Origin of the sequence: Jiangella muralis (assembly GCF_001270745.1) — a bacterium.
GTDB lineage: Bacteria > Actinomycetota > Actinomycetes > Jiangellales > Jiangellaceae > Jiangella > Jiangella muralis.
In genome coordinates this window covers 201,688-222,599 of the sequence record NZ_LFXL01000010.1, presented here as the reverse complement: position 1 = coordinate 222,599, position 20,912 = coordinate 201,688, and the positions used below count along the sequence as shown (strand labels likewise).

24 protein-coding genes are annotated in these 20,912 nt (G+C 72.1%); 13 read left to right on the top strand and 11 right to left on the bottom strand.

The genetic code is table 11. From position 1 onward, the window contains the following. Positions 1-7: 7 nt before the first annotated feature. Both ACW62_RS19160 and ACW62_RS19155 read right to left on the bottom strand, forming a co-directional pair. Positions 8-1,033 carry a LacI family DNA-binding transcriptional regulator gene (locus tag ACW62_RS19160; RefSeq protein WP_053205707.1) on the bottom strand — a complete coding sequence of 342 codons (1,026 nt, stop codon included), beginning with the start codon at positions 1,031-1,033 and terminating at the stop codon, positions 8-10. Between the two features lie 84 nt (positions 1,034-1,117). Beyond that, positions 1,118-3,286, bottom strand: a complete 2,169-nt coding sequence (locus ACW62_RS19155; protein ID WP_083459969.1) for an MMPL family transporter — start codon at positions 3,284-3,286, stop codon at positions 1,118-1,120. Positions 3,287-3,408: 122 nt separating this feature from the next. Here ACW62_RS19155 and ACW62_RS19150 point away from each other — a divergent pair, with 122 nt between their 5' ends. Beyond that, positions 3,409-3,930: an AAA family ATPase gene (locus tag ACW62_RS19150; RefSeq protein WP_053205706.1), complete on the top strand. Its 522-nt coding sequence runs from the start codon at positions 3,409-3,411 to the stop codon at positions 3,928-3,930. Here ACW62_RS19150 and ACW62_RS19145 read toward each other — a convergent pair. The 4 genes from ACW62_RS19145 to ACW62_RS19130 are packed head-to-tail and all read right to left on the bottom strand — an operon-like array spanning position 3,920 to position 6,711. After that, positions 3,920-5,005 (bottom strand): GNAT family N-acetyltransferase, encoded by a 1,086-nt coding sequence (locus tag ACW62_RS19145; protein ID WP_053205705.1) that lies wholly within the window; start codon positions 5,003-5,005, stop codon positions 3,920-3,922. The genes ACW62_RS19150 and ACW62_RS19145 overlap by 11 nt on opposite strands. A 43-nt stretch (positions 5,006-5,048) precedes the next feature. Continuing rightward, positions 5,049-5,726 (bottom strand): D-lyxose/D-mannose family sugar isomerase, encoded by a 678-nt coding sequence (locus ACW62_RS19140; protein ID WP_053205704.1) that lies wholly within the window; start codon positions 5,724-5,726, stop codon positions 5,049-5,051. A gap of 35 nt (positions 5,727-5,761) precedes the next feature. Continuing rightward, the gene (locus tag ACW62_RS19135; RefSeq protein WP_053205703.1) at positions 5,762-6,145 is read right to left on the bottom strand and encodes a RidA family protein; all 384 of its coding nucleotides are present in this window, start codon (positions 6,143-6,145) and stop codon (positions 5,762-5,764) included. After that, entirely contained in the window at positions 6,142-6,711 is a 570-nt protein-coding gene (locus tag ACW62_RS19130; protein WP_053205702.1) for a helix-turn-helix domain-containing protein, read from the bottom strand. The genes ACW62_RS19135 and ACW62_RS19130 overlap by 4 nt, the downstream gene beginning before the upstream one ends. A gap of 101 nt (positions 6,712-6,812) precedes the next feature. Between ACW62_RS19130 and ACW62_RS19125 the strand changes: the two genes are divergently transcribed. The 3 genes from ACW62_RS19125 to ACW62_RS19115 all read left to right on the top strand — a co-directional run bounded on the left by ACW62_RS19125 (position 6,813) and on the right by ACW62_RS19115 (position 8,830). Then, complete coding sequence (locus ACW62_RS19125; RefSeq protein ID WP_053205701.1) at positions 6,813-7,205, top strand: RidA family protein; 393 nt, start codon at positions 6,813-6,815, stop codon at positions 7,203-7,205. A 140-nt stretch (positions 7,206-7,345) separates the two neighbouring features. Beyond that, on the top strand, positions 7,346-7,822 hold the full coding sequence (locus ACW62_RS19120; RefSeq protein ID WP_205629466.1) for a hypothetical protein: 477 nt from the start codon (positions 7,346-7,348) through the stop codon (positions 7,820-7,822). 714 nt (positions 7,823-8,536) lie between these two features. Next, positions 8,537-8,830: a Dabb family protein gene (locus ACW62_RS19115; protein WP_053205700.1), complete on the top strand. Its 294-nt coding sequence runs from the start codon at positions 8,537-8,539 to the stop codon at positions 8,828-8,830. A gap of 10 nt (positions 8,831-8,840) precedes the next feature. Here the strand turns inward: ACW62_RS19115 and ACW62_RS19110 are convergent, their stop codons facing one another. From ACW62_RS19110 to ACW62_RS19100, 3 genes are read right to left on the bottom strand one after another with little or no spacing between them, the layout of a single operon-like run. After that, positions 8,841-9,389: an LURP-one-related/scramblase family protein gene (locus ACW62_RS19110; protein WP_053205908.1), complete on the bottom strand. Its 549-nt coding sequence runs from the start codon at positions 9,387-9,389 to the stop codon at positions 8,841-8,843. Between the two features lie 58 nt (positions 9,390-9,447). After that, positions 9,448-10,404, bottom strand: a complete 957-nt coding sequence (locus tag ACW62_RS19105; protein ID WP_169792093.1) for a phosphotransferase enzyme family protein — start codon at positions 10,402-10,404, stop codon at positions 9,448-9,450. Between the two features lie 28 nt (positions 10,405-10,432). Beyond that, positions 10,433-11,134, bottom strand: coding sequence for a B3/B4 domain-containing protein (locus tag ACW62_RS19100; protein ID WP_053205698.1), 702 nt, complete (start codon positions 11,132-11,134; stop codon positions 10,433-10,435). Positions 11,135-11,331: 197 nt separating this feature from the next. Between ACW62_RS19100 and ACW62_RS19095 the strand changes: the two genes are divergently transcribed. The 7 genes from ACW62_RS19095 (at position 11,332) to ACW62_RS19065 (ending at position 16,610) form a co-directional block, all read left to right on the top strand. Further along, positions 11,332-12,042: a DUF4352 domain-containing protein gene (locus ACW62_RS19095; protein ID WP_053205697.1), complete on the top strand. Its 711-nt coding sequence runs from the start codon at positions 11,332-11,334 to the stop codon at positions 12,040-12,042. A gap of 79 nt (positions 12,043-12,121) precedes the next feature. Beyond that, a complete protein-coding gene (locus ACW62_RS19090; RefSeq protein ID WP_053205907.1) occupies positions 12,122-12,508 on the top strand; it encodes a VOC family protein in 387 nt (128 codons plus the stop codon). Between the two features lie 92 nt (positions 12,509-12,600). Beyond that, on the top strand, positions 12,601-14,244 hold the full coding sequence (locus ACW62_RS19085; protein ID WP_053205696.1) for an MFS transporter: 1,644 nt from the start codon (positions 12,601-12,603) through the stop codon (positions 14,242-14,244). Positions 14,245-14,275: 31 nt separating this feature from the next. After that, positions 14,276-14,755, top strand: a complete 480-nt coding sequence (locus ACW62_RS19080) for a DUF2975 domain-containing protein (protein WP_053205695.1) — start codon at positions 14,276-14,278, stop codon at positions 14,753-14,755. Beyond that, complete coding sequence (locus tag ACW62_RS19075) at positions 14,755-14,970, top strand: helix-turn-helix domain-containing protein (RefSeq protein WP_053205694.1); 216 nt, start codon at positions 14,755-14,757, stop codon at positions 14,968-14,970. The genes ACW62_RS19080 and ACW62_RS19075 overlap by 1 nt, the downstream gene beginning before the upstream one ends. Then, positions 14,946-16,061 carry an FAD-dependent oxidoreductase gene (locus tag ACW62_RS19070; protein WP_053205693.1) on the top strand — a complete coding sequence of 372 codons (1,116 nt, stop codon included), beginning with the start codon at positions 14,946-14,948 and terminating at the stop codon, positions 16,059-16,061. The genes ACW62_RS19075 and ACW62_RS19070 overlap by 25 nt, the downstream gene beginning before the upstream one ends. A gap of 48 nt (positions 16,062-16,109) precedes the next feature. Beyond that, entirely contained in the window at positions 16,110-16,610 is a 501-nt protein-coding gene (locus tag ACW62_RS19065) for an FBP domain-containing protein (RefSeq protein ID WP_053205692.1), read from the top strand. Here ACW62_RS19065 and ACW62_RS19060 read toward each other — a convergent pair. Both ACW62_RS19060 and ACW62_RS19055 read right to left on the bottom strand, forming a co-directional pair. Next, positions 16,603-17,646 (bottom strand): amidohydrolase family protein, encoded by a 1,044-nt coding sequence (locus ACW62_RS19060; RefSeq protein ID WP_053205691.1) that lies wholly within the window; start codon positions 17,644-17,646, stop codon positions 16,603-16,605. The two genes, ACW62_RS19065 and ACW62_RS19060, sit on opposite strands and share 8 nt — an antisense overlap. Beyond that, the gene (locus ACW62_RS19055) at positions 17,643-18,914 is read right to left on the bottom strand and encodes a DegT/DnrJ/EryC1/StrS family aminotransferase (protein WP_240477353.1); all 1,272 of its coding nucleotides are present in this window, start codon (positions 18,912-18,914) and stop codon (positions 17,643-17,645) included. Before ACW62_RS19055 ends, ACW62_RS19060 begins: the two co-directional genes overlap by 4 nt. 161 nt (positions 18,915-19,075) lie before the next feature. Between ACW62_RS19055 and ACW62_RS19050 the strand changes: the two genes are divergently transcribed. Together ACW62_RS19050 and ACW62_RS19045 are read left to right on the top strand one after the other, a co-directional pair. Beyond that, positions 19,076-20,134: an ABC transporter permease gene (locus tag ACW62_RS19050; RefSeq protein WP_053205689.1), complete on the top strand. Its 1,059-nt coding sequence runs from the start codon at positions 19,076-19,078 to the stop codon at positions 20,132-20,134. Further along, complete coding sequence (locus ACW62_RS19045; RefSeq protein WP_053205688.1) at positions 20,131-20,898, top strand: ATP-binding cassette domain-containing protein; 768 nt, start codon at positions 20,131-20,133, stop codon at positions 20,896-20,898. Before ACW62_RS19050 ends, ACW62_RS19045 begins: the two co-directional genes overlap by 4 nt. Positions 20,899-20,912: the final 14 nt, after the last annotated feature.

The following is a 20,912-nucleotide window of genomic DNA, read 5'->3' as shown; positions in this document are numbered from 1 at the left end:
GCAATAACTAGATCTCGGCCGGATTCCGTGCTGGCGGCGGCGCCGTCGAGCCCCTGACCACCAGTTCCGGTTCGAAGAGCAGTTCGTCCGACTCGACCCGGTGCCCGCTGATCAGCCCGACCAGGAGGTCGACGGCGGTCTTGCCCATGGCCTCGATCGGCTGGCGGACCGTCGTCAGCGGGGGTTCGGTGCAGTTCATCAGGGCGGAGTCGTCGTAGCCCACGACGGAGAGGTCGTGCGGGACGCGCAGGCCGGCGCGCTTGGCGGCGCGAATGGCGCCGAGGGCGATGGGATCGCTGGCGCAGATGAGAGCGGTGACGCCGCGGCGAAGGAGGCGGGCGGCGGCGGCCTGGCCGCCTTCCAGGGAGTGCATGGCGTTCTCGACGTGGTCGTCGGGGAGCTCCAGCCCCGCTGCCGCCAGCCTGGTGTGCGCTGCTGCCAGCTTCCGCTGCGACGGCACATGGTCCGGCGGCCCCAGGATCAGGGCGATCCGGGTGTGCCCCAGCGACAGCAGGTGGCCCAGCGCCTGCTCCGTCGCCACCGCGTCGTCGCAGCTCACCCGCGGAAACGGCAGCTCGTCGATGCCCGCGTTGACCATGACGGTGGGCAGGTTGCGCTCGATCAGGCGCGCGTAGTGGTCGTGTGCGCCGTTGCGGCCGCTGTACAGGCCGCCGGCGAACAGCACGCCCGACACGCGCTGCTGGAAGAGCAGCTCGATGTAGTCGGCCTCGGACACCCCGCCGACGGTCTGCGTGCACAGCACCGGCGTGAGGCCCTGCTGCGCCAGCGACCCGCCCACGACGTCGGCGAACGCGGGGAAGATGGGGTTCTGCAGCTCCGGCAGCACCAGCCCCACCAGCCGTGCCCGTTCCCCCCGCAGCTTCGTCGGCCGCTCGTACCCCAGCACGTCGAGCGCCGTCAGGACCGCCTCGCGGGTGGCCTCGGACACCCCCGGGCGCCCGTTCAGCACCCGGCTCACGGTCGCCTCGCTCACGCCGACCTTCGCGGCCACCTCAGTCAGTCGTCCAGCCATGTGCGAAAGCATACGACAAGATCACGCAAGATCCTTGCGTGCGGCTGCGGCCCGGCGCGACACGGGACCAGTGAACGCGCCGGGTCAGCGCGTGGGTCGCGGCGTCTCCGTCGCCTCAGCCGGTTCCCGGGCCACCAGCGCCGCCGGCGGCTCGGATCGCCGATACAGGTCGCTGGGCCACCACATGAACCGCCCGATGTCGAGGTTGAGCGCCGTCACCAGGATGGACCGCACGATCAGCGTGTCCAGCAGCACGCCCAGCGCCACCGCGATCCCGATCTCCGCGAACGCCACCACCGGCAGCGTCGCCAGCACCGCGAACGTCCCCGCCAGCACCAGCCCGGCCGACGTGATGACGCCGCCCGTCGCCGCCAGCCCGATCAGCGCCCCCCGTCGGGTGCCGTGCTGTTTCGCCTCCTCGTGCACGCGCGTCATCAGGAAGATGTTGTAGTCGATTCCGAGCGCGACCAGGAACACGAAGACGAACAGCGGGAACGCGGTGTCGGCGCCGGCGAAGCCCAGGAGGTGCTCGAAGATCAGCGAGCTCAGCCCGAGCGCCGCGGCGAACGACAGCACCACCGTCGCGATGAGGACTAGCGGCGCCACGAACGCGCGCAGCAGGATCATGAGGATGACGAGCACCGCCACCAGCACCAGCGGCATGATCACGATGCTGTCGCGGCTGGACGCGTCGCGCGCATCCAGGGCGATCGCGGTGTTGCCGCCGACCAGCGCGTCGGCGTCGGGGACGGCGTGCACGCTGTCGCGGACCGCCTCGACGGTGTCCTGCGCGGCCGGGCTGTCCGGCGCCGCCTCGAGGGTGCCCTCCATGTACACGCGGTCGTCCAGCGGTACCGGGTCGGCCACGTCGGCGATGCCCTCGGTGTCCTCGAACGCCTGCCGCACCGCGTCGGCCTCGGGCGCGTCGGCGACCACGATCACGGGGCTGCCCGTTCCGGCGGGGAAGTGGCGGGCCAGCGCGTCCTCTCCGGTGATCGAGGCGGGCGTGTCGATGAACGCGTCCTTGTTCTGGATGACACCGGTGTTCAGGCCGAGCAGCCCGAGCGCCATCGCGCCGAGCGCCAGCGACGTACCGATCCACACCGTGCGCGGGCGGTGCGCGATGGCCCGGCCGATCCGGGACCAGAACCCGCGTTCTGTCGGCTCGGCCGATCCGTACTTCGGCTTGAGCGGCCAGAACACCCAGCGGCCGGTCACCACGAGCAGCGCCGGCAGCAGCGTGAGCATCGCCGACACCCCGATGAGGACGCCGATGGCCAGGACCGGGCCCATGCCGCGGGTGGAGTTCATCTCCGCGGCCACCAGACACAGCATGCCGACGGCGACGGTGGCGGCGCTGGCGACGATGGCGGGACCGGCCCGGTGCAGGGCGAACGCCATGGCCTCGTGCCGGTCCTCGTGGCGGCGCAGCTCCTCGCGATAGCGCGCGATCAGCAGCAAGGCATAGTCCGTGCTCGCGCCGAACACCAGCACCAGCAGGATGCCGGCGGTCTGCCCGTTGACGGTGACGCCGGCGTACTCGGCCAGCAGGTAGACGACGGCCTGGGCGGCGGTGAGCGCGGTGAACGCCGAGAAGACCGGGATGAACCACAGCGAGGGACTGCGGTACGAGATCAGCAGGATGACGATGACGACGCCCATCGCCGCGTACAGCAGCGTGCCGTCGATGCCCTCGAACGCGTCGGCGAAGTCGGCGGACACACCGGCCGGCCCGGCGACGTACGCGTTCAGGCCGTCGGGCCCGCCGCTGACGATGCCGTTCATCTCGTTGACGGCGTCGCCCAGTGCGAACCAGCCGCCGTCGCCGGGATCGATCGGCACGATGATCTGCAGCGCCTGGCCGTCCTCCGACGGGATCGGCCCGACGACGTCGCCGCTGACGTGCTCGACGTCCGCGAACGCCTGCGCGTCGGCAGCGGCCTTCTCCTGGTCCGCGGGCGTGATGCCGTCCGGCCGCTCGTAGACGATGATGGCCGGCAGCTCCTCGCCGGTCTGGAAGGCGTCCTGCTGGACCTCGAACACCTGGGTCGACTCGGCCGAGCCGGGCAGCCAGGATGCGGTGTCGTTGTCCTGCGCGCCGGTCAGCTTCGCCGACAGCGGGAACGCCACGACCAGCAGCACCAGCCAGAACACCAGGACCACCCACTTCGAGCGGCGGCCGCAGACGAGCGGGCCCAGTCGGCGTCGCGAGCCTGCTGCAGGCGGCGTGCTGTCGCTGTCGCGCGTGGTCATGGACATGACCCATCACTCCCCGGCCGGCGCGCGCCGACCCCCCGTCGGAGTTCCAGACCCGCACGAGTCTAGGCGTGTCCGAGCCGTCCGGACCCGGTGCGGACAGGATATTTTCGGGACCCATGATCGTATGGCTGAACGGGACGTTCGGGGCAGGCAAGACGACGACGGCGAAGGAGCTGACGGCCCTGCTGCCCGATGCCCGGATCTTCGACTCCGAGTACGTCGGCTTGCTGCTGCGCCACCTGCTCGGCTCCGTCCCCGTCGATGACTTCCAGGACTGGCCGCCGTGGCGCGGGCTGGTGGTCGAGACCGCCGCCCAGGTGCACGCCTACGTCGGGGGCACGCTGGTGGTGCCGCAGACGGTGCTGGTCGAGGCGTACTGGCAGGAGTTGCGGACGGGGATGGAGAAGGCCGGTCTCCCGGTGCACCTCGTGCTCCTGCACGCCGACGACGACACGCTGCGGCAGCGCATCGACGGCGACACCGTCGAGGCCGGGGCCCGGCAGTGGCGGCTGGACCACCTGGCGCCGTACGCGGCGGCGCTGCCGTGGCTGCGGCCCGCCGCCGACACCGTCGTCGACACCGCCGGCGCCGAGCCGCGCGCGGTGGCCGAGCGCATCGCCGCCGCCGTCAGGGCGTGAGCTGCCAGCAGCCCTCGTAGCCGATCGGGGCGAACCCGACCGCCTCGTTGACGTCGAGCATGTGCCGGTTCTCCTCGGCGTTGAACGTGGTGACCAGCGTCGAGGACGGGCTCAGCTCGGCCAGCCGCTGCAGGTTGGCCACCTTGAGCAGCATGCCGAGCCGCCGGCCGCGGTGCTCGGAGAGCACCAGGGTGTCCTCCTGGGTGACTGGGCGGGTGCGGTCGGCCGGCAGGTAGAGCTCGTTGTAGCCGGCCAGCCGCCCGGTCGGGACGTGCTCGGCGGCGACGGTGAGGCGCTCGCGGCCGCTGCCGGCGAGGTGGCCGTCCCACCGCGCGAGTCGCGCGGCGTCCCACTGCTCGTCGGTGGTCTCGAGGGCGGCGCTGGGGATGTCGGTGCTCATGCGCGTCTTCAGCGTGACGAGGTCGTCGACGCGCTCTGGCGGGGTGGTGCCGGTCCAGGCGACCACGCGGTAGTCGTCGCCCGCGGCGGCCTGGGCGGACGTTCGCTGTGCGGCGAGGACCGCGGGATCGACCGGCAGCGGCAGCGCGCTGATGCGAGCCACCTGCTCGAGGCGGTAACCGTGGCGCAGCAGGAACCGCACGCCGGGGTCGTCGGCGGACACCCAGCCGAAGCCGGTCGGCGAGTCGATGCGCTCGCCCGTGGCCGGCCGGGTGTGGATGGCCTCGGCCTGCAGCGTCGGGCGGCCGGAGGCCAGCGCGATGGCCGTCAGGTGCTCGAGCAACGTCGTGCCGATGCCGCGCCGGCGGTACTCCGGTAGCACCTCGACTGAAACCCACGACGCGCTCGCGCCCTCCTCGGTCTGCCACGACAGGATGGCCCGCCCGACGATGCGGCCGTCGACACGGGCGACGAACAGCCGGTTCGGCTCGTCCTCCTGGACGAGGTAGACGGGCAGCAGCTCGCGGGCGGAGTAGTTCAGCACGTCGGTGCCCATGATCTGGGTCTCGATCGCGTTGCGGACCTGGACCATCTCGGCGAAGGCGGCCGCGCCGGGTGCGTCCATCGAGGCCGGGATCTCCAGTTCCTCGATGGCGACGGCGGCGTAGGTGCTCATGATCGGACGCTAGCCCGCCGGCAGCGCCCGGCGCACCATATTTTCAGCCGGCGAGCAGCTCTGCGTACTCGCTGACCAGCACGTATCGTGCCGCGGCGTCCTCGGTGACGGACGGGTAGCGCGGCGACGGATCGAGGAAGACGTTGTCGTCGGCGTCGTCGTTCACGGCCGACACCTCGCCGGCCAGCAGGACCCCGCCGTCGGCCCAGAACCGGTGGTAGACGCCGGCCGGCACCTGCACGCTCTGCCCGGGCTCCAGCCGCAGCGGCGACCCGCCCCGCACCGCCCGCTCCAGCCCGTCGACCAGCGTGACGACCTCGCCGTCGCCCGACTCGGGGCGCAGCTCGACCACCAGTTCGGCGCCGCCGCGGTTGATGATGTCCTCGGTCTTGCGCCGGTGCAGGTGCATCGGCGTCTCCTGGCCGTCGCGCGCGACCAGGAACTTCTCCGCGTACGTCTGCCCGGCCCCGGCGTCGCGCTCGGCCAGGGTGCCGTTGCGCAGCGTGCACAGGACCAGCCCGACGCGGTCGAAGTCGCCGCGGCCGAAGTCGGTGACGTCCCAGCCCAGGCCGCGTTCCAGCGCCGGTCGCAGGCCCGGCGTGGGCGCGGCGGCGAGCCAGTCGGCCCGCGTCCAGGCCGCGAATCCGGGCAACGCGATGCCGGCCTCGGCCGCTCGGGCCCGGGCGTCGTCGATGGCGGCGTCGATGCGGGATCGGTCCATCGCCGGGAGTCTACGGAGCCGGGCCCGTCTGGTCGTCAGCCGACCGCGACGGCCTCGATCTCGAGCAGCCAGTCCTCGGAATAGATGTCGGTGATGATGATCGTCAGCGCCGGCGTGTGGTCGCCGAGCACCTCCTCGCGGATGCGGCTGTTCGCCTCGCGGTAGCGGCGGTCGGACAGGTAGGTGGTGACCTTGGCGAGGTTCTGGACGCCCATGCCGGCCTCTGCCAGGACGGCGAGCACGTTGCGCCACGTCAGCCGGCACTGGTCGGCGAACTCCGGCGGCACCCGGCCGTCGTCGCCGGCCCAGGGGACCTGGCCGCTGACGTAGACCGTGCGGCGGACGCCGGTGACCAGCGTGCCGTGGGTGTAGTTGCTGGCGGCGGGCAGGACGGCGGGGTCGAGCCGTTCGATGGTCATGCGGGCTCCTTCGCGACGTGCATGGCGGTGTAGTAGACGCACTCGGTGGCGCCGGGATTGGCGAACTCGTGCACCGCGTCGCCCGCGTAGTACAGCGCGTCGCCGGCGGCGAGCCGGTGCCTGACGCCGTCGACGGTGACGGTCAGCTCCCCGCTCTCGACGGCGACGTACTCGCGCGAGCCGGGTGCGTGTGCGGCGAACGAGCCGAGCGTGACCCCGGCCGGGACGGTGGTGCGGATGAACTCGAACTCGACGCCGGGCAGCGTGGGGGAGAGGATGCGCCGCTGCCACCCGTCGGCGTCGGTGATGGCCCGCTGCTCGGCCTGCCGGCGGACGATCACCCGCTCGGGCCGGTCCTCGCCGAGCAGCCGCGCGACGGTGACGCCCAGCGCCGTCGCCAGCCGGGCCAGCACGATGACGGTGGGGATCTTGGCGCCGCGCTCGATGTCGGAGATCATGCTCCGGCTCACCCCGCTGGCCGCGGCGAGCGCCTCGAGGCTCAGCTCGCGCTGGTGCCGCTGCGCCCTGAGCCGGGTGCGCAGCCGCTCCGGCAGATCGTCGTCCATGGCGGAAGCATATCCGCTATCGCGGCATAGTCGAGTTTGACATGGAACGACGTGCCATCCGAGGGTGAGCCGAGTCCGTCCACCCAGCGAGGAGCGCCCGCGTGATCGAGTACATCGAGCCCGACCCCGAGAACCCGCCGCCCGTGCCGCTGTCGTCCGCCGTGCGGGTGGGCCGGCTGCTGTTCGTGTCCGGCCAGGTGTCGACGGAGCCGGGCGTGGGGATCGTGGCCGACACCTTCGACGGCGAGTTCCATCGCACCATCCGCAACGTGCAGGAGGTCCTCGCCGCCGCGGGCGCGACCCTGCGCGACGTCGTGCAGGTGCGCGCGTTCCTGCGCGACGAGGAGGCGCGGGCGCGCTTCAACGAGTTGTACGCGCAGACGTTCCAGCCGCCGTACCCGGCGCGCACCACCGTCGGAAACCACTTCTCGTTCATCCAGATCGAGATCGACTGCGTGGCCGTGCTGCCAGACGGGGCCGACCCGACGGTGTGACCCCGGCGTCACGGGCGCGGAACGCCCTGAATCCACCGCCGTTGTGAGATCGATGCCGAAATGATCTTGCGTTCGGGCGGCCGGTCCGACAGGGTCGTTCGTGACAATCCGGTTGTCGCAGGGCAAGGAGGAACTGCCGGATGAAACGCGCCATCTCTGCACTTGCCTTCGTTCTGTTCCTGCTCCTCGGTCTCTCCGTCCCCGCGGCCGCCGGCGGAGAGTCCGACCCCACCGTCGGCGGCGACGAACGGGTGGCCGCCGCGGCCGGTCCATGCGGCTCGTCGTACCGGCACATCGGCCACTACCCGATCGGCTCGTCGCCGGTCCTCGGCTACATGGACGTCTACTGGTCCAGCACGGCGAAACGCAACTGCATGGTCGTCAACCACTCCAGCGCCACCTACGGGGAGCGGTTGTACACCGAGGCGAGCATCTGGCCGTACGGCTCCGCGGCGCCGTCCTGCCCCAGCAGCGTCGGTTGCGACGGCGGCATGTACGGCTACTACGCCGGCCCGGTCTACACCCCGGCGGGCGTGAACATGTCCAACCGCTGCCTCAACATCAAGGGCGTGGTCGACTGGACCACGGCCACCCGCACCCGAATCCACTGCGGTTGACGCCCCGCTGGATGAGCGAGTCCGATTGATCGGGTGGACCTGTCAGCCATGATCATCAACCGCTGGCGACGTCATGATGTCGCTGATCGTTGATGATCATGTCGACCCGCCCGGGTGCACCGTCCGCCTGGCTGGCTGCCGTTCGTCGTTCCTGCCGGTGCGCCGTTTGGTCGTCCTCGACTCCCGCGACCGTCGTCGATAGCTCCGCCTCCATGACCCGAGTTGATCATGGCCATATCGGGGTTCCGGCGCACGGGGAACCCCGATCTCACCATGATCAACTCGGCGAGCGGGGACGGCATCCAGCGAGGTTGGCCTCGGACCGCCGAGCCGGTGGGGTGAGGTACGCAGACGGGCGGAACCGTGACCGGTCGCGTCCCCCTCTGCACGATCCCCACCTCACTGTGTGAGATCGCTGCGCCGGGTGGGGCGGATCACTGTTCCCTGACAACAGCAACGCCACCCACCAAGCACAGTGATCCCACCCAGTGACGCGCCAGGGGCGCACAGTCGTCGCGGCCCAACGATGCGGGGATCGATGTGAGATCGCTGCGGAAACGACGCGGCATCACTGTCGCGGACACGACAGTGTTCTCCCATCGATCACGCAGCGATCCCGCATCGTTGCGCCGGGCCGGCGAGGCGCCGCCACCTGCTTCAAAACTCGGTTCGAGTGTCGGAGTCTCGGAGACCAAGCGGAGCTAGGCTCCGGGCATGATCCGGCACACGGTCGCCTTCCGTCTTCGTCACCCCGCCCGCTCGGAGCAGGAGCGTGACTTCCTGATCGCCGCCCGAGCACTGGCAGGCATCCCCGGCGTCGAGCGGTTCGAACAGCTGCGGCAGACCAGCCCGAAGAACGACTTCGCCTTCGGCTTCTCCATGGAGTTCGCCGATCAGGCGGCCTACGACGGCTACAACGAGCACCCGGTGCACGTCGCGTTCGTCGCCGACCGGTGGGCCGCCGAGGTCGAGGACTTCCTCGAGCTCGACTACGAGCCGATCGGCTGAGCCGGGCGGGTCAGTCGTCGTGGGTCATCAGGTCGAGCGCGACGGTGGCCGCCAGCACGGGCACCGGGTCCTGGCCGGGCGCGATCTCCACGCCGTAGGTGTCGGCGACCCGGAACCACTTCTTGGAGACGGTCGCGACCGATGTGCGGCCGTCGGTGAACGTGTACTCGTGGTCGACGACGTTGCCCTGGACGTCGAGGTCGGACCCGCCGCTGATCTCGACGCTCCACCGATCGCGCAGCGGGCTGACCAGGGCCTTCTTGATGAGCGCGATCCGGTTGCCGTCGGCGTCCTCGACCTCCATCGAGTCCTTCACCCGCATGACCCGGTCCTGGATCTTCGCCACCTCGTGACCCTGGGGGTCCTCGAGGATCAGCGTCTTGCGCATCCGCAGCGCCTTCCCGTCCACTTTGTACGCGCGCTGCCCGTCGTCGGTCTCGATCCAGAAGTCGTCCCCGATCGACACCAGCCGCTGCCGCATTCGATAGTGGACCTGACCGCCGTCGTGCCGCTCCTCGCGGCGTTCCTCCCGGCGTTCGCGTCGTCGTCCCAGTGCCATGCCGGCCACGTCCTTCCCGTCCGGCTTCCGAGCATGCGGCCGGCGACGCGTCCGCGCCTCATCCACCGCGGGTGAGGCTCGCGAGCAGCCCGTCGAGCCGTTCGCGCGTGTGCTGGTCGTCGAGCATCTCGCCGATCCACGCCTCGGCATGCGACCGGCCGCGCGAGCGGTGGTTCGGGCGCAGCCATTCGGTGGCCGCGATCTCGGCGATGTGCCCGAGCACCGCGATCAGCATGGAGAAGTCGCCGCGGCCGGTGACGCGGCCGGGGCCGCCGGCGTCGGCGTAGGCGTTCGCCAGTGCGCGGGCCCGGCCGGGATCGGTGCGGCCGAACTCGAACAGCGCGACGGCGAGCTCCTGGCCGGCGCCGGCCGGGCCGCTGTTCTCCCAGTCGATGACGCACACGCCGCCGGCCGCGGTCGGGACGAGGTTGTCGGCCATGAGGTCGCGGTGGCAGGTCCGCAGCGCCGCCGGGGGAGCGAGCCACGACTCCAGCGCGACCAACTCGTCCCGCACCGCCGCCAGCCGCCCGGCGAACGGCGCGCCCTTCGCGTGCAGCTCCGCGATCAGCTCGTCCCACCGCGGCGCGCCGACGGAGTCGAAGTACCAGCCGTCGACGTCGATGATGGGCGCCGCTCGTTCGGCGCCGGGCACCTGGTGGGTGGCGGCGACGGCGGCGCCCACCAGCTCCGGATCGAGGAGCGGATCGGGGTGGCCCAGGTCGACCCACTCGTAGACCCGCAGCTGAACCCCGTCGACGACGGCGAAGAGGTCGCCCTCGCCGGTGCGGCGGATCCGTGGCGCCGGCACGCCGGACGCGGCGGCGGCCTCCTGGAACGCGGCGGCGGGCGCCAGCGCGGCCTCGTCCTCGTGGCGGAACGGGACCTTGACCGCCCACCGTCCGTCCGCGGTGGTGAGCCGCCAGACGGCACCCTGCTTGCCGCGCGCGACCGGTCCCTCGGACAGCGCCGGACGGGCGCCGAGGGCGAAGCGGTCGGCGATGGCGGCGGCGTCCACCACGCCACCCCATCACAGCCGTGACGGGTCAGCCAGCGAGTTCCACGGCCGGCCGCGCGCTCGTCAGCATCGTCAGCCGCGGCGTCACGCCCGGCCAGGCGGCGGCGAGATCGCCGGCCAGCGCCGTCAGCAGCGCCTCGACGTCGGCGGCGGCGCCCGGGTGCAGCGCCTCGGACACGATCAGCACGTCGCGGGTCTCGGGCCGGACGATCGACGTGCCGCTCTGCTTGTACGTCCAGCGGCGCGCGTGCGCCTGGCCGGCCTCGTCGGCGAAGATCACCTCGCCGGGCACGGGCCGCTCGACGTCGCCGCCGAACGCCGTGTACGTCTCGTCGCCGCGCGCCCGGCGGACCTCGAGGTCGCCCTTGACGCGGTCGCGGTCCAGCGCGGCGACGGGGATCGCGGCCGCCGCCGACGCCGCGTTGCACAGGTCGACCAGCGGGTGGATGCGCGGCAGGTCGCCGTCCTTGCCGAGCCGGCGCAGCAGCGACTCGGCGGCGCACCGGTACTGCGTCGGCTTCAGGCCCATCGCGGCGAACGCGCGCCGCCAGGCCCGCAGTTGCGGCAACGCGCTGGCCGGCTCGCCGCCGAGCCGGGCCCTGGCCGCGTCGAGGTACCGGTCGACGGCGTCGCCGGTGGTGGCCCGGTCGCTCACCCCGTCGACGACGAGGACCCCGGCGGCCAGGGTGGGGTGATCGGCCCAGATCTCCGGGGCATGACGGAACCGCATGCGGGCATCGTCGCCGCTGCCTCCACTGCCGGAACAGGGCCAGCCGCGCGCTCGTGCACTGGGCCAGCGGGGCCGGACGCTCGCGGTCGGCCTGCGCGCCACCCCGGCCGCATCCGGTGTTCTGTCCGAGCCCGCGAGTAGCGTCCGCCCCGCAGGCCTCGCAGGGGGCGTGGCCTGCGCAAACGCAGGGGGGATCCATGAACGAGCAGCACACGCCCCAAGGCTGGTACCAGGACGGCCAGGACCCGACGATGGACCGGTGGTGGGACGGCACCCGGTGGACCGGCGCGACCCGGCCGAGGGTGGCGCCGGGTGCGGTGGCCGCCGACCAGCGAGCGCCGATCGTCGTGGCGCCGGCGCCGCCGAAGAAGCGGCACCGCGTCCGCAACGCCGCCCTCATCGTGGTCGGCGTGATCGTCCTGATCTCGATCATCCAAGGCATCACGGGCGGCGACGACACCGACACGCCCGCAACGACGAGCCAGGAGAACGGTGGCGAGGCGCAGGATGCCGGCCTGGGCCTCGGCGACGCGGCCGAGGACGGCGACTTCACCTTCGTCGTGGAGTCCGTCGAGGACGGTCCGGAGCGCATCGGCACCGACACCTTCGGGACGAGCCCGCAAGGCCGCTTCGTCTACGTGACCGTCACGGTCACCAACCACGGCGACGAGGCCGGCTCGTTCTTCGGCGACAACCAGTACCTCGTCGACACCGAGGGCCGGAAGGCCAGCGCCGACACCGAAGCCGCCGTCTACCTCCCGGAGTCGCAGTCGCTCTACGAGGAGATCAACCCCGGCAACACGTTGACCGGGACGGTGGTCTTCGACATCCCGGCCGACGCGGTCCCCGCGGCGGTGGAGTTGCACGATTCGCTCTTCTCCGGCGGCGTGACGGTCGACCTGTCGTAGCGCCGTCAGCGACGGTCGGCCACGTCACCCCTGGCCATCGCGTCGGGAGGCGCGTACGTTCAGGGTGGGGGTGATGGTCATGCTGAATGACTATCCGGTGTACGCAACGATTGCGACGGGTGACCTCGCACGGGCGCGGGCCTTCTACGAGAAGACTCTGGGGTTCAGCCCCGAGATGGAGGACGCCGCCGGCGGCATTCTCTACCGGTCCGGTGGCACCCGGTTCCTGCTCTACGCCAGCGAGTTCGCCGGCGATGCGGGGCAGACCGTGGCGACGTGGATGGTGGAGGACGCCGACGCGACGGTGGCCGAGCTGGCCGGCAAGGGCGTGACGTTCGAGCAGTACGACCTGCCGGGGCTCAAGACCGACGAGCGGGGCATCGCCGAGCTGGGGCCGTTCCGTGGCGCCTGGTTCAAGGATCCCGACGGCAACATCCTCAACGTCGGCACCGGCCCGGCGAGTTGAGGCCGGGCTCGTCCGCTATCCCACGCGACGGGTGAGGGCGGGCCGCCCGATCCAGGGCACGCTGAGGTGCGAGTCCTGGACGGGGGTGCCTCATGGTGGAGCCCAGCGGTCCGGCCGCGACCGGACCGGTGCCGGCCGCGTCCGGGCTGATCCTGCTGACGCTGGCGTCGGGGCAGTTCCTGATGGCGCTGGACAGCTCGGTCATGAACGTGTCCATCGCCACCGTCGCCGCGGACCTCGACACGACGGTCACCGGGATCCAGTCCGCCATCACGTTCTACACGCTGGTGATGTCGTCGCTGATGATCACCGGCGGGAAGATCGGCGAGATCCTGGGCCGCAAGCGCGCGTTCGCGATCGGCTGCGTCGTCTACGGCTGTGGCTCGCTGACGACGTCGCTGGCGCCGAACCTGGCGGTGCTGCTGGTCGGCTGGTCCGTGCTGGAGGGCGTTGGTGCGGCGCTGATCATGCCGGCGATCGTCGCGCTGATCGCGGCGAACTTCGATCGCGGCGCCCGGCCGCGGGCGTACGGCCTGGTGGCGGCTGCCGGCGCGATCGCCGTCGCGCTGGGTCCGCTGATCGGCGGGGCGCTGACGACGTACGCGTCGTGGCGGTGGGTGTTCGCGGGTGAGGTGCTGATCGTCGGCGCGATCCTGGTGCTGACGCGGCGGCTGGCCGACGTCCCGGGCGACCGCTCGGCCCGGCTGGACGTCGTCGGCACGGTGCTGTCGGCACTGGGGCTCGGCCTCATCGTCTTCGCGGTCATCCGCTCCGGGACGTGGGGGTTCGTCAACCCGAAGCCGGACGCCCCGGACTGGCTCGGCCTGTCACCGGTGATCTGGCTGCTGCTCGCCGGCGGCCTGGCGCTGCTCGGGTTCGCCGCATGGGAACGCCGGCGGCGCGACGCCGGCCAGGCGATCCTGTTCGACCCGGCGCTGCTGCGCAACGGCGTCCTGCGCGCCGGGCTGGTCTCGTTCCTCTTCCAGTACGTGGTGCTGGCGGGCGTGTTCTTCACCGTGCCGCTGTTCCTCTCCGTCGCCCTGGGGCTGTCGGCCATCGAGACGGGCGTGCGGATCCTCCCGCTGTCGCTGGCGCTGCTCGCGACGGCGCTGGGGATCCCGAAGCTGCTGCCCGGTGTGTCGCCGCGGCTGGTCGTGCGGGCCGGCTTCCTCTCGATGTGCGCCGGCATCGTGTGGCTGGTCGCGGCGCTGGACGTCGACGCCGGGGCGGAGATCGTCAGCTGGCCGATGGTGCTGGCCGGGCTCGGCATCGGCGCGCTGGCGTCGCAACTGGGCAGCATCACGGTGTCGTCGGTGCCGGACGAGCGCAGCGACGAGGTCGGCGGCGTCCAGAACAGCGTCATGTTCCTGGGGTCGTCGATCGGGACGGCGCTGGCCGGCGCCGTGCTGATCGCGGCGCTGACGACGTCGTTCTTCACCAACGTGCGCGACGACCCGGCCGTCCCGGCGCAGCTGACCACCCAGGCCGAGGCCGAGCTGGCCGGCGGCGTGCCGTTCGTCTCCGACGACCAGCTGACCGCAGGCCTGGACGACGCCGGCGTTCCCGCGGACGTCACGACGGCGATCGTCGACGCCAACGCCGACGCGCGTGTCGACGGCCTGCGGTCGGCGCTCGCGCTGCTGGCCCTGCTCGCGTTCGTCGCGCTGTTCGCGGCACGGGGGATTCCTCGCCGGCAACCGGCGGCTGTCGGCGGAGCATCGAGCGAAATCCATTGACTTTCGATCGATATCGGGCGACAGTCGGTGCATGCCGTCCACGCATCGGGCCGTCGGCCCGCTCCGGGTCCTGCTCGTGCTGCTGTTCGCAGGGCTGGTCGTGGCGCAGGTGGCCATCCTGCCGCCGACGCTCGCGTCCCTGGCCGACGACGAGCCCGATCTCGCCTACCTGCAGTGGCCGGCGCTGGCCTTCTCCGTCGTCGAGCTGGTGTGCGTGCAGGTCGTCATCGTCTGCACGTGGCGGCTGCTCGGCATGGTCCGGGCCGGCCGCATCTTCAGTGAGGCCGCGTTCGTCTGGGTGAACGCCATCGTGGCGACCATGGCCGTCGCGTGGGGGCTGCTGCTGGCCGCGCTCGTCTACGTGAGCGTGCTGGTCGACGGGCCGGGGCTGCCGGTGCTGCTGTTCGGGGCCGTGCTGGCCGGGGGAGCGCTGGTCCTGCTGGTGGTCGTCATGCGGGCGCTGCTCCGGCAGGCCACCACGCTGCGCGCGGACCTGGACGGGGTGATCTGATGCCCATCGTCGTGCGCATCGACGTCGAGCTGGCGAAGCGGAAGCTGAGCGTCGGCGAGTTCGCGGAGCGGGTCGGGCTCACGCCGGCCAACGTCGCCGTCCTGAAGAACGGCCGGGCGAAGGCGGTGCGGTTCAACACGCTGGAGGCGATGTGCCGGGTCCTCGACTGCCAGCCCGGCGACCTGCTCGAATGGGTCCCGGACGGCGCCGAGTGAGGGCCGACGTGCTGGTCGTCGGCGCCGGGCTGGCCGGGCTGCACACGGCGACGCTGCTGGCGCGCGCCGGTCACGACGTGCTGCTGGCCGAGCGGCGGGCGCGGCTCGGCGGCGCCGTCCGCACCACCGGGATCTTCGTCCGCCGCACGCTCGACGACTTCGCGCTGCCGCCGGAGCACCTGGGCCCGCCGATCCGCCGCGTCGTCCTCTATCCGCCCAGCCGGCGCCGCCCGGTGACGCTGGTCAGCGAGCGCGACGAGTACCGCGTCGGCGACATGGCGGCGCTGTACCTGGCGGGCGCGCGGACGGCGGCAGCGGCGGGCGTGCGGGTTCTCCTCGGCACCCGCTACGAGGGCGGGGGACGGTCGTCGTTCCTGCTCAGCGGGCCGGACGGGCCGGTGCGGGTGCGTGCGCGGTTCGTCGTCGGGGCCGACGGCGCGCGCTCGCGGGTGGCCCGCGACCTCGTCCTCGACCGCAACGAGCACCTGCTCACCGGCGCCGAGGAGGTGTTCGCGGTCCCGGCGGGGGAGCGGCCGCCGACCTTCCACTGCGTCGTCGATCCCGTGCTCGCCCCCGGCTACCTCGCCTGGGTCGTCGACGACGGCCGGCACGCGCACGTCGGGGTGGCCGGGTATCCCGACCGGTTCCCCGGCGGCATGCGGCGGGCGCTGGCCCGGTTCAGCGCCACGGCGCCCGGCCTCGACGGCGTGCGGCGGCCGGCCGGCGCCGAGGTCGAGCGGCGCGGCGGCCCGATTCCGGTCGGTGGCATGCTGCGGCGCATCGGCTGCTCCGACGGCCTGCTGGTCGGCGACGCCGCGGGCGCCGTCTCCCCGTTGACCGCCGGCGGGCTGGACCCGTGCCTGCGGCTGTCCGAGCACGCCGCCGCCGTCCTCGACGACGCCCTGCGGACCGGGCGCACCGATGCCCTGGCCCACTACGACGGCGCCGCGCTGCGGGCCCGGTTCCGTGGCCGGCTCGCGCTGCGGCACGGGCTGGCCCGGGTGCGGACGCCGGCCGTCGCGACCGCGGGGTTCGCGCTGCTGCGCACGCCGCCGGGCCGGGCCGCCGCCCGCCGCATCCTGTTCGGGTGACGGCTAATTGCGTTGCTCGCCGAATCGGGCCGGGTTAGCGTCGCGAGCATGAGGCCGGTCACCGAGGACGACATCCGCCGCTCCTTCGTCAACTGCTCCAAGGGCGAGGCGAAGCGGCTGGCCGTCCCGCGCGACCTCGACGAGCAGCCCTGGGACGACCTCGACTTCCTCGGCTGGCGCGACCCCGGCGCGCCCGACCGCGGCTACCTCGTCACCACCCGCGACGACGGCGGCCTGCTCGGCATCACGCTGCGGGCGAACCCGAAGTCCGGCCGGGGCTTCACGCACAGCAGCATGTGCTCGCTCTGCATGACGGCGCACACCGGCGGGGGCGTGTCGCTCATGACCGCGCGCCGCGCCGGCGAGGCCGGCCGCCAGGGCAACAGCGTCGGCCAGTACCTCTGCGCCGACCTCGCCTGCTCGCTCTACGTCCGCGGCCGCAAGAAGGCCGTCGTCGCCGTCCAGCCCATCGAGACCACCCCCGTCGAGGAGAAGATCGCCCGCGCCCGCCGCAACCTCGCCGCGTTCGTCGACTCCGTGCTCAGGTAGCCGGCAGGCCCAGCAGCCGCTGTGCGTTCCGGAAGTACAGCTGCTCCAGGACATCATCGGGCAGGTCCAGGCCTCGGACCGTCGCCTCGGACTGGAACGGGAACGGGTTGCCGATCCCGTCCAGGCCGGTCTCGAAGAAGGCCAGATTCCGCGCGTAGAAGGCCTGGGTGAGGTCGGGATACTCGCCGGGCAGCGGCTGGTCCAGCCACCCGGCCATGCGCGCGTAGTCGCTGCCGAAGAGCACCCGGTCGGCGAAGTCGCACAGCAGCGCCCGGGCCGCCGCCGGCTCCTGGGCGAGGTCGAGGACGCGTGCCGACGTCTCCAGCCAGAGGTTCGGGTACCTCCGCATCATCCGGTGCAGGCGATCGAACGGGATGAAGCAGCCGCCGTGCAGTGCGACGAAGTCCGTCGCCGGATGCGCCGACACGAGCCGCTCGAACTCGTCGTGCAGCGTCTCCAGGCGAGGGAACTCGTCGCCGGCGAAGGACCAGTCGGGTCGTTCGAGCAGCTCGGTGTAGCGCGGGTTGTCCGGCGCGACGGGCTGGAAGAACGGCTGCGGGTCGGCGATGTGGATGCCGGCCGGACGCCGGTGCCGTGCGGCGCAGTCCCACATCGGCGCCAGCCGCTCGTCGTCGACGGCGACCCGGTCGCCGCTCGCGTCGGTGAGCCAGAGGCCCAGCTGCTTCCAGATCTTGAGGCCGCGGGCACCCAGCTCGAAGGCGCGCCGGACGTCGTCGGCGAGGTCCCGCTCGAAGCCGGGGGAGCCGATGCCCGCGAGGTCAGGAGCGTGGAAGAGGACCATCCCGGCGACCGCGCGGTCGCCGCTCCAGCCGGCCCGCCACTCCTCGAACGGTTGCGGCGGCCAGGCGCCGACGAGGTTGACCAGCCCGCCGAGGCCCGCGGCCCGCATGGCCGCGACGGCCGCGTCGCCGGCGCCGACGGAGAAGTGCGTGTGGACGTCGACGATCTGCCCGTGGAAGCGGGACCGGTAGCCGTCGTGCGGCCCGGCCGCGGCGCGAGCGAGCCGGCTGGTCATGAGGCGAGCCGCCGCAGCGCGCCGGGGTTGGCCTGGATCTTCGCGAAGGCGAGCGCCAGGTCCGTGGTCAGGTCCTCGTTCTCCTCGACGTAGTTCCACGGGATCTCGATCGACGCGGCCACCTTCGTCCGCATACCTGGGAGGTCCGCCGCCGTCGCGTCGTACCCGGAGCGCCGGACGGTGCCGGTCCACATCACCTTCGGCCCGGCGTACGACGGGCTCAGCCGCGGCGACTCGTTGAGGCCGCGGGCCACGTAGGTGACCGCCGGGACGCCCTCGGCCTGCAGCGCCCCCAGGATCGCGTCGCGCCACTCCGGGACGCGGACGTTGATTGTGACCATGTGGTAGACGGGCGTGTCGTCGGCCGGATAGGCCGGCATCGAGAACAGGTCGAGGTCGTCGATCTTCTTCCGCAGTGCCTCGGCGTTGCCGCGCCGGTTCGCGTTGAGCTCGTCGACGTGCGGCAGCTGGTCCAGCGCCAGGATCAGCGAGGCGAGGTTGGGCCGGTAGGTGTAGACGAGCGTGTCGACGAGGTCGCGCAGGTCGTCGGGGAAGCCCGGTTCACTGGCGCGCCCGATCAGTTCGCCGCGCCCGGCGTGCTGTGCGCTGATGGTCGGCGTCCAGTAGACGGACTCGTGACGGGTCACGAGGTAGCCGCCCTCGGTCGTCGCCAGCGGCTTGACGCCGTTGATCGAGAAGCCGGCGGCATCGCCGAGTGACCCGAGGCGCCGGCCGCGGTGGCGGGCACCGTGCGCCTGGCTACCGTCCTCGATCACGGCCAGGCCGTGGCGGTCGGCGAAGTCGAGGATCGCGGTCATGTCGCTGACCTGTCCATACAGGTGCGGCACCAGGACGGCGCGGGTGTGCGGCGTCAGTGCCCGCTCCAGGCTGCCCGGGTCGATGAGGCCGGTCTCCGCGCTCACGTCGCAGAAGACGGGGACCGCGCCGTTGTGGAGGATGCACGACACCGACGCGCCCCAGGAGTACGGCGACGTGATGACGTGATCGCCGTCGGCGATCTCCAGCCCGATCAGCGCGGACTGCAGCGCGCCGTGCCCGGAGCTCGCGCTCAGGCAGTGCGGCACCTCGTGGAACTCGGCCAGCGCCCGCTCGAACTCTCCGACGACCGGATGGTGCTTGGAGAGCCCTTGCGTCGGCCCGGTGCTGATCACCTGGACCAGCCGCTCCAGGATCGCTGCCGAGAAGCTCGGATACCGAGGGGTTTCATGTCCGAAGGCGGCCGGGCCGCCCTCGATCGCAAGTTCCATCGTCACGTCGGCCAGCGTACGGAGCATGAACAGGATCGGTCAACCGGTTGACCAATTGTGGCCGAAACTCTATGGTGCCGCCTACGACGACATCCACTGCGGCTGCCATGGCGCCGTCCCGGCTCCCGCGCCCGGCACTCCATGACCCGAGAGGGACACCATTGATCCGAGCGTTCATCGAGCGTCGCTCCGACCCAGGCACCGAGCACGCGCCCGCACCGCCGGGTGACGGCCAGCAGGCCGCCTCCGCGCGGCTGCTGCTGGCGGTGATCCGCCTGGGCCCGACGCTGCTGCTGGCGATCCTCGCGGTGGTCTTCACCGTGGCCTCGCCGTACTTCCTGACCTCCGGCAACCTGCAGAACCTCGGTGCGCAGAGCTCGATCGTGATGGCTCTGGCGCTCGGCCAGTTGATCGTCGTGCTCATCAGGGGCATCGACATCTCGGTCGGCTCCGTCATCGGGTTCTCGGTGGTGTTCGCCGCAGTCGTCGGCGGGACCGGCAACGGCTGGCAGTTCCTCCTGCTCGCGCTGCTCGGCGGTGCGCTGATCGGGACGATCAACGGCGCCGTGATCGTCTGGGGCCGGCTGCCGCAGCCGTTCATCGTCACGCTGGCGACGCTCGGCGCGGCGGCCGGAGCGGCCCAGCTGCTCACCGACGGCACCGCCGTCGTCGGCGTGCCGGAGCTGATCACGACGATCGGTGGCGGCGAACTCGGCCCGGTGCCGACGCCCGTGCTGCTCGTCGGCGCGCTCGGGCTGCTGCTCTGGTACGTCACGACCCGGACGCAGTGGGGCCGGTGGCTCTACGCGCTGGGTGGCAACCCGGAGGGCGCCACGCGAATGGGCCTGCCCGTCGGCCGGATCACGATGGCGGCGTTCGTCATCTCCGGGGTCACCGCCGCGTGCGCCGGGATCATCGCCGCCGGGCGCACCAACACCGCGACCCCGCTGGCCGGAACGGGCGCCGAGCTGGACTCGATCATCGCCGTCGTCATCGGCGGCGCGAGCCTGTTCGGCGGCCGCGGGACCGTCGTGAACGTGCTGGTCGGAGCGCTGATCCTCGGCACCATCCGCAACGGCCTGGACCTGCTCGGCGTGAGCCCGTACATGCAGCAGGTCGCCGTCGGGGTCATCGTGCTCGCCGCGCTCGAGCTCGACGTGATCCGCCGCCGGCTCGAGGAACGCGTGAAGCGGCTGACCGCGCTGGAGGTGGAACGATGAACTCGGCGACGACCACCGCGCCGCTGCTGCAGATCACCGGCGGGTACAAGACGTTCGGCCACGTCACCGCCTTGAACGGCGTCGACTTCCAACTGTACGAGGGTGAGATCGTCGCGCTGCTCGGCGACAACGGGGCCGGGAAGTCGACCCTGGTCAAGGTCATCGCCGGCGTGCACCAACTGGACGCGGGCGAGCTGCGCATCGACGGGGAGGCGGTGCACTTCCGCAGCCCCGCGGACTCGCGCGGCGCCGGGATCGAGACCGTCTACCAGGACCTCGCGGTCTTCGACAACCTCGACGTCCTCGCGAACATGTTCATGGGCCGCGAGCACCGCACACCGCGCTGGCTCGGGCCGCTGGGCTACCTGCGCAATCGTCAGATGCTCGCGGCCTGGAAGACGGCGTCGGCCGAGCTCCAGGTCACCATCCCCGACCCGCGCCAGCCGATCGGCCTGATGTCCGGCGGCCAGCGGCAGGCGGTCGCGGTGGCCCGGGCGGCGGCGTTCGCCAGCCGGGTCGTCGTGCTGGACGAGCCCACCGCGGCGCTCGGCATCCGGGAGAGCCGGCAGGTGATCGAGCTGGTGCGGTCGCTGCCGGAGCGAGGGATGTCGGTCGTGCTGATCTCCCACAACATGGAGCACGTCCTCCAGATCGCCGACCGGGCCACCGTCCTGCGGCAGGGCCGGGTCGTCGGGAACGCCGCCGCCAGCAAGGAGAACGAGCACCGGCTCGTCTCGATGATCGTCGGATCGCCGCAACGATAAAAGGAAGGGCACCC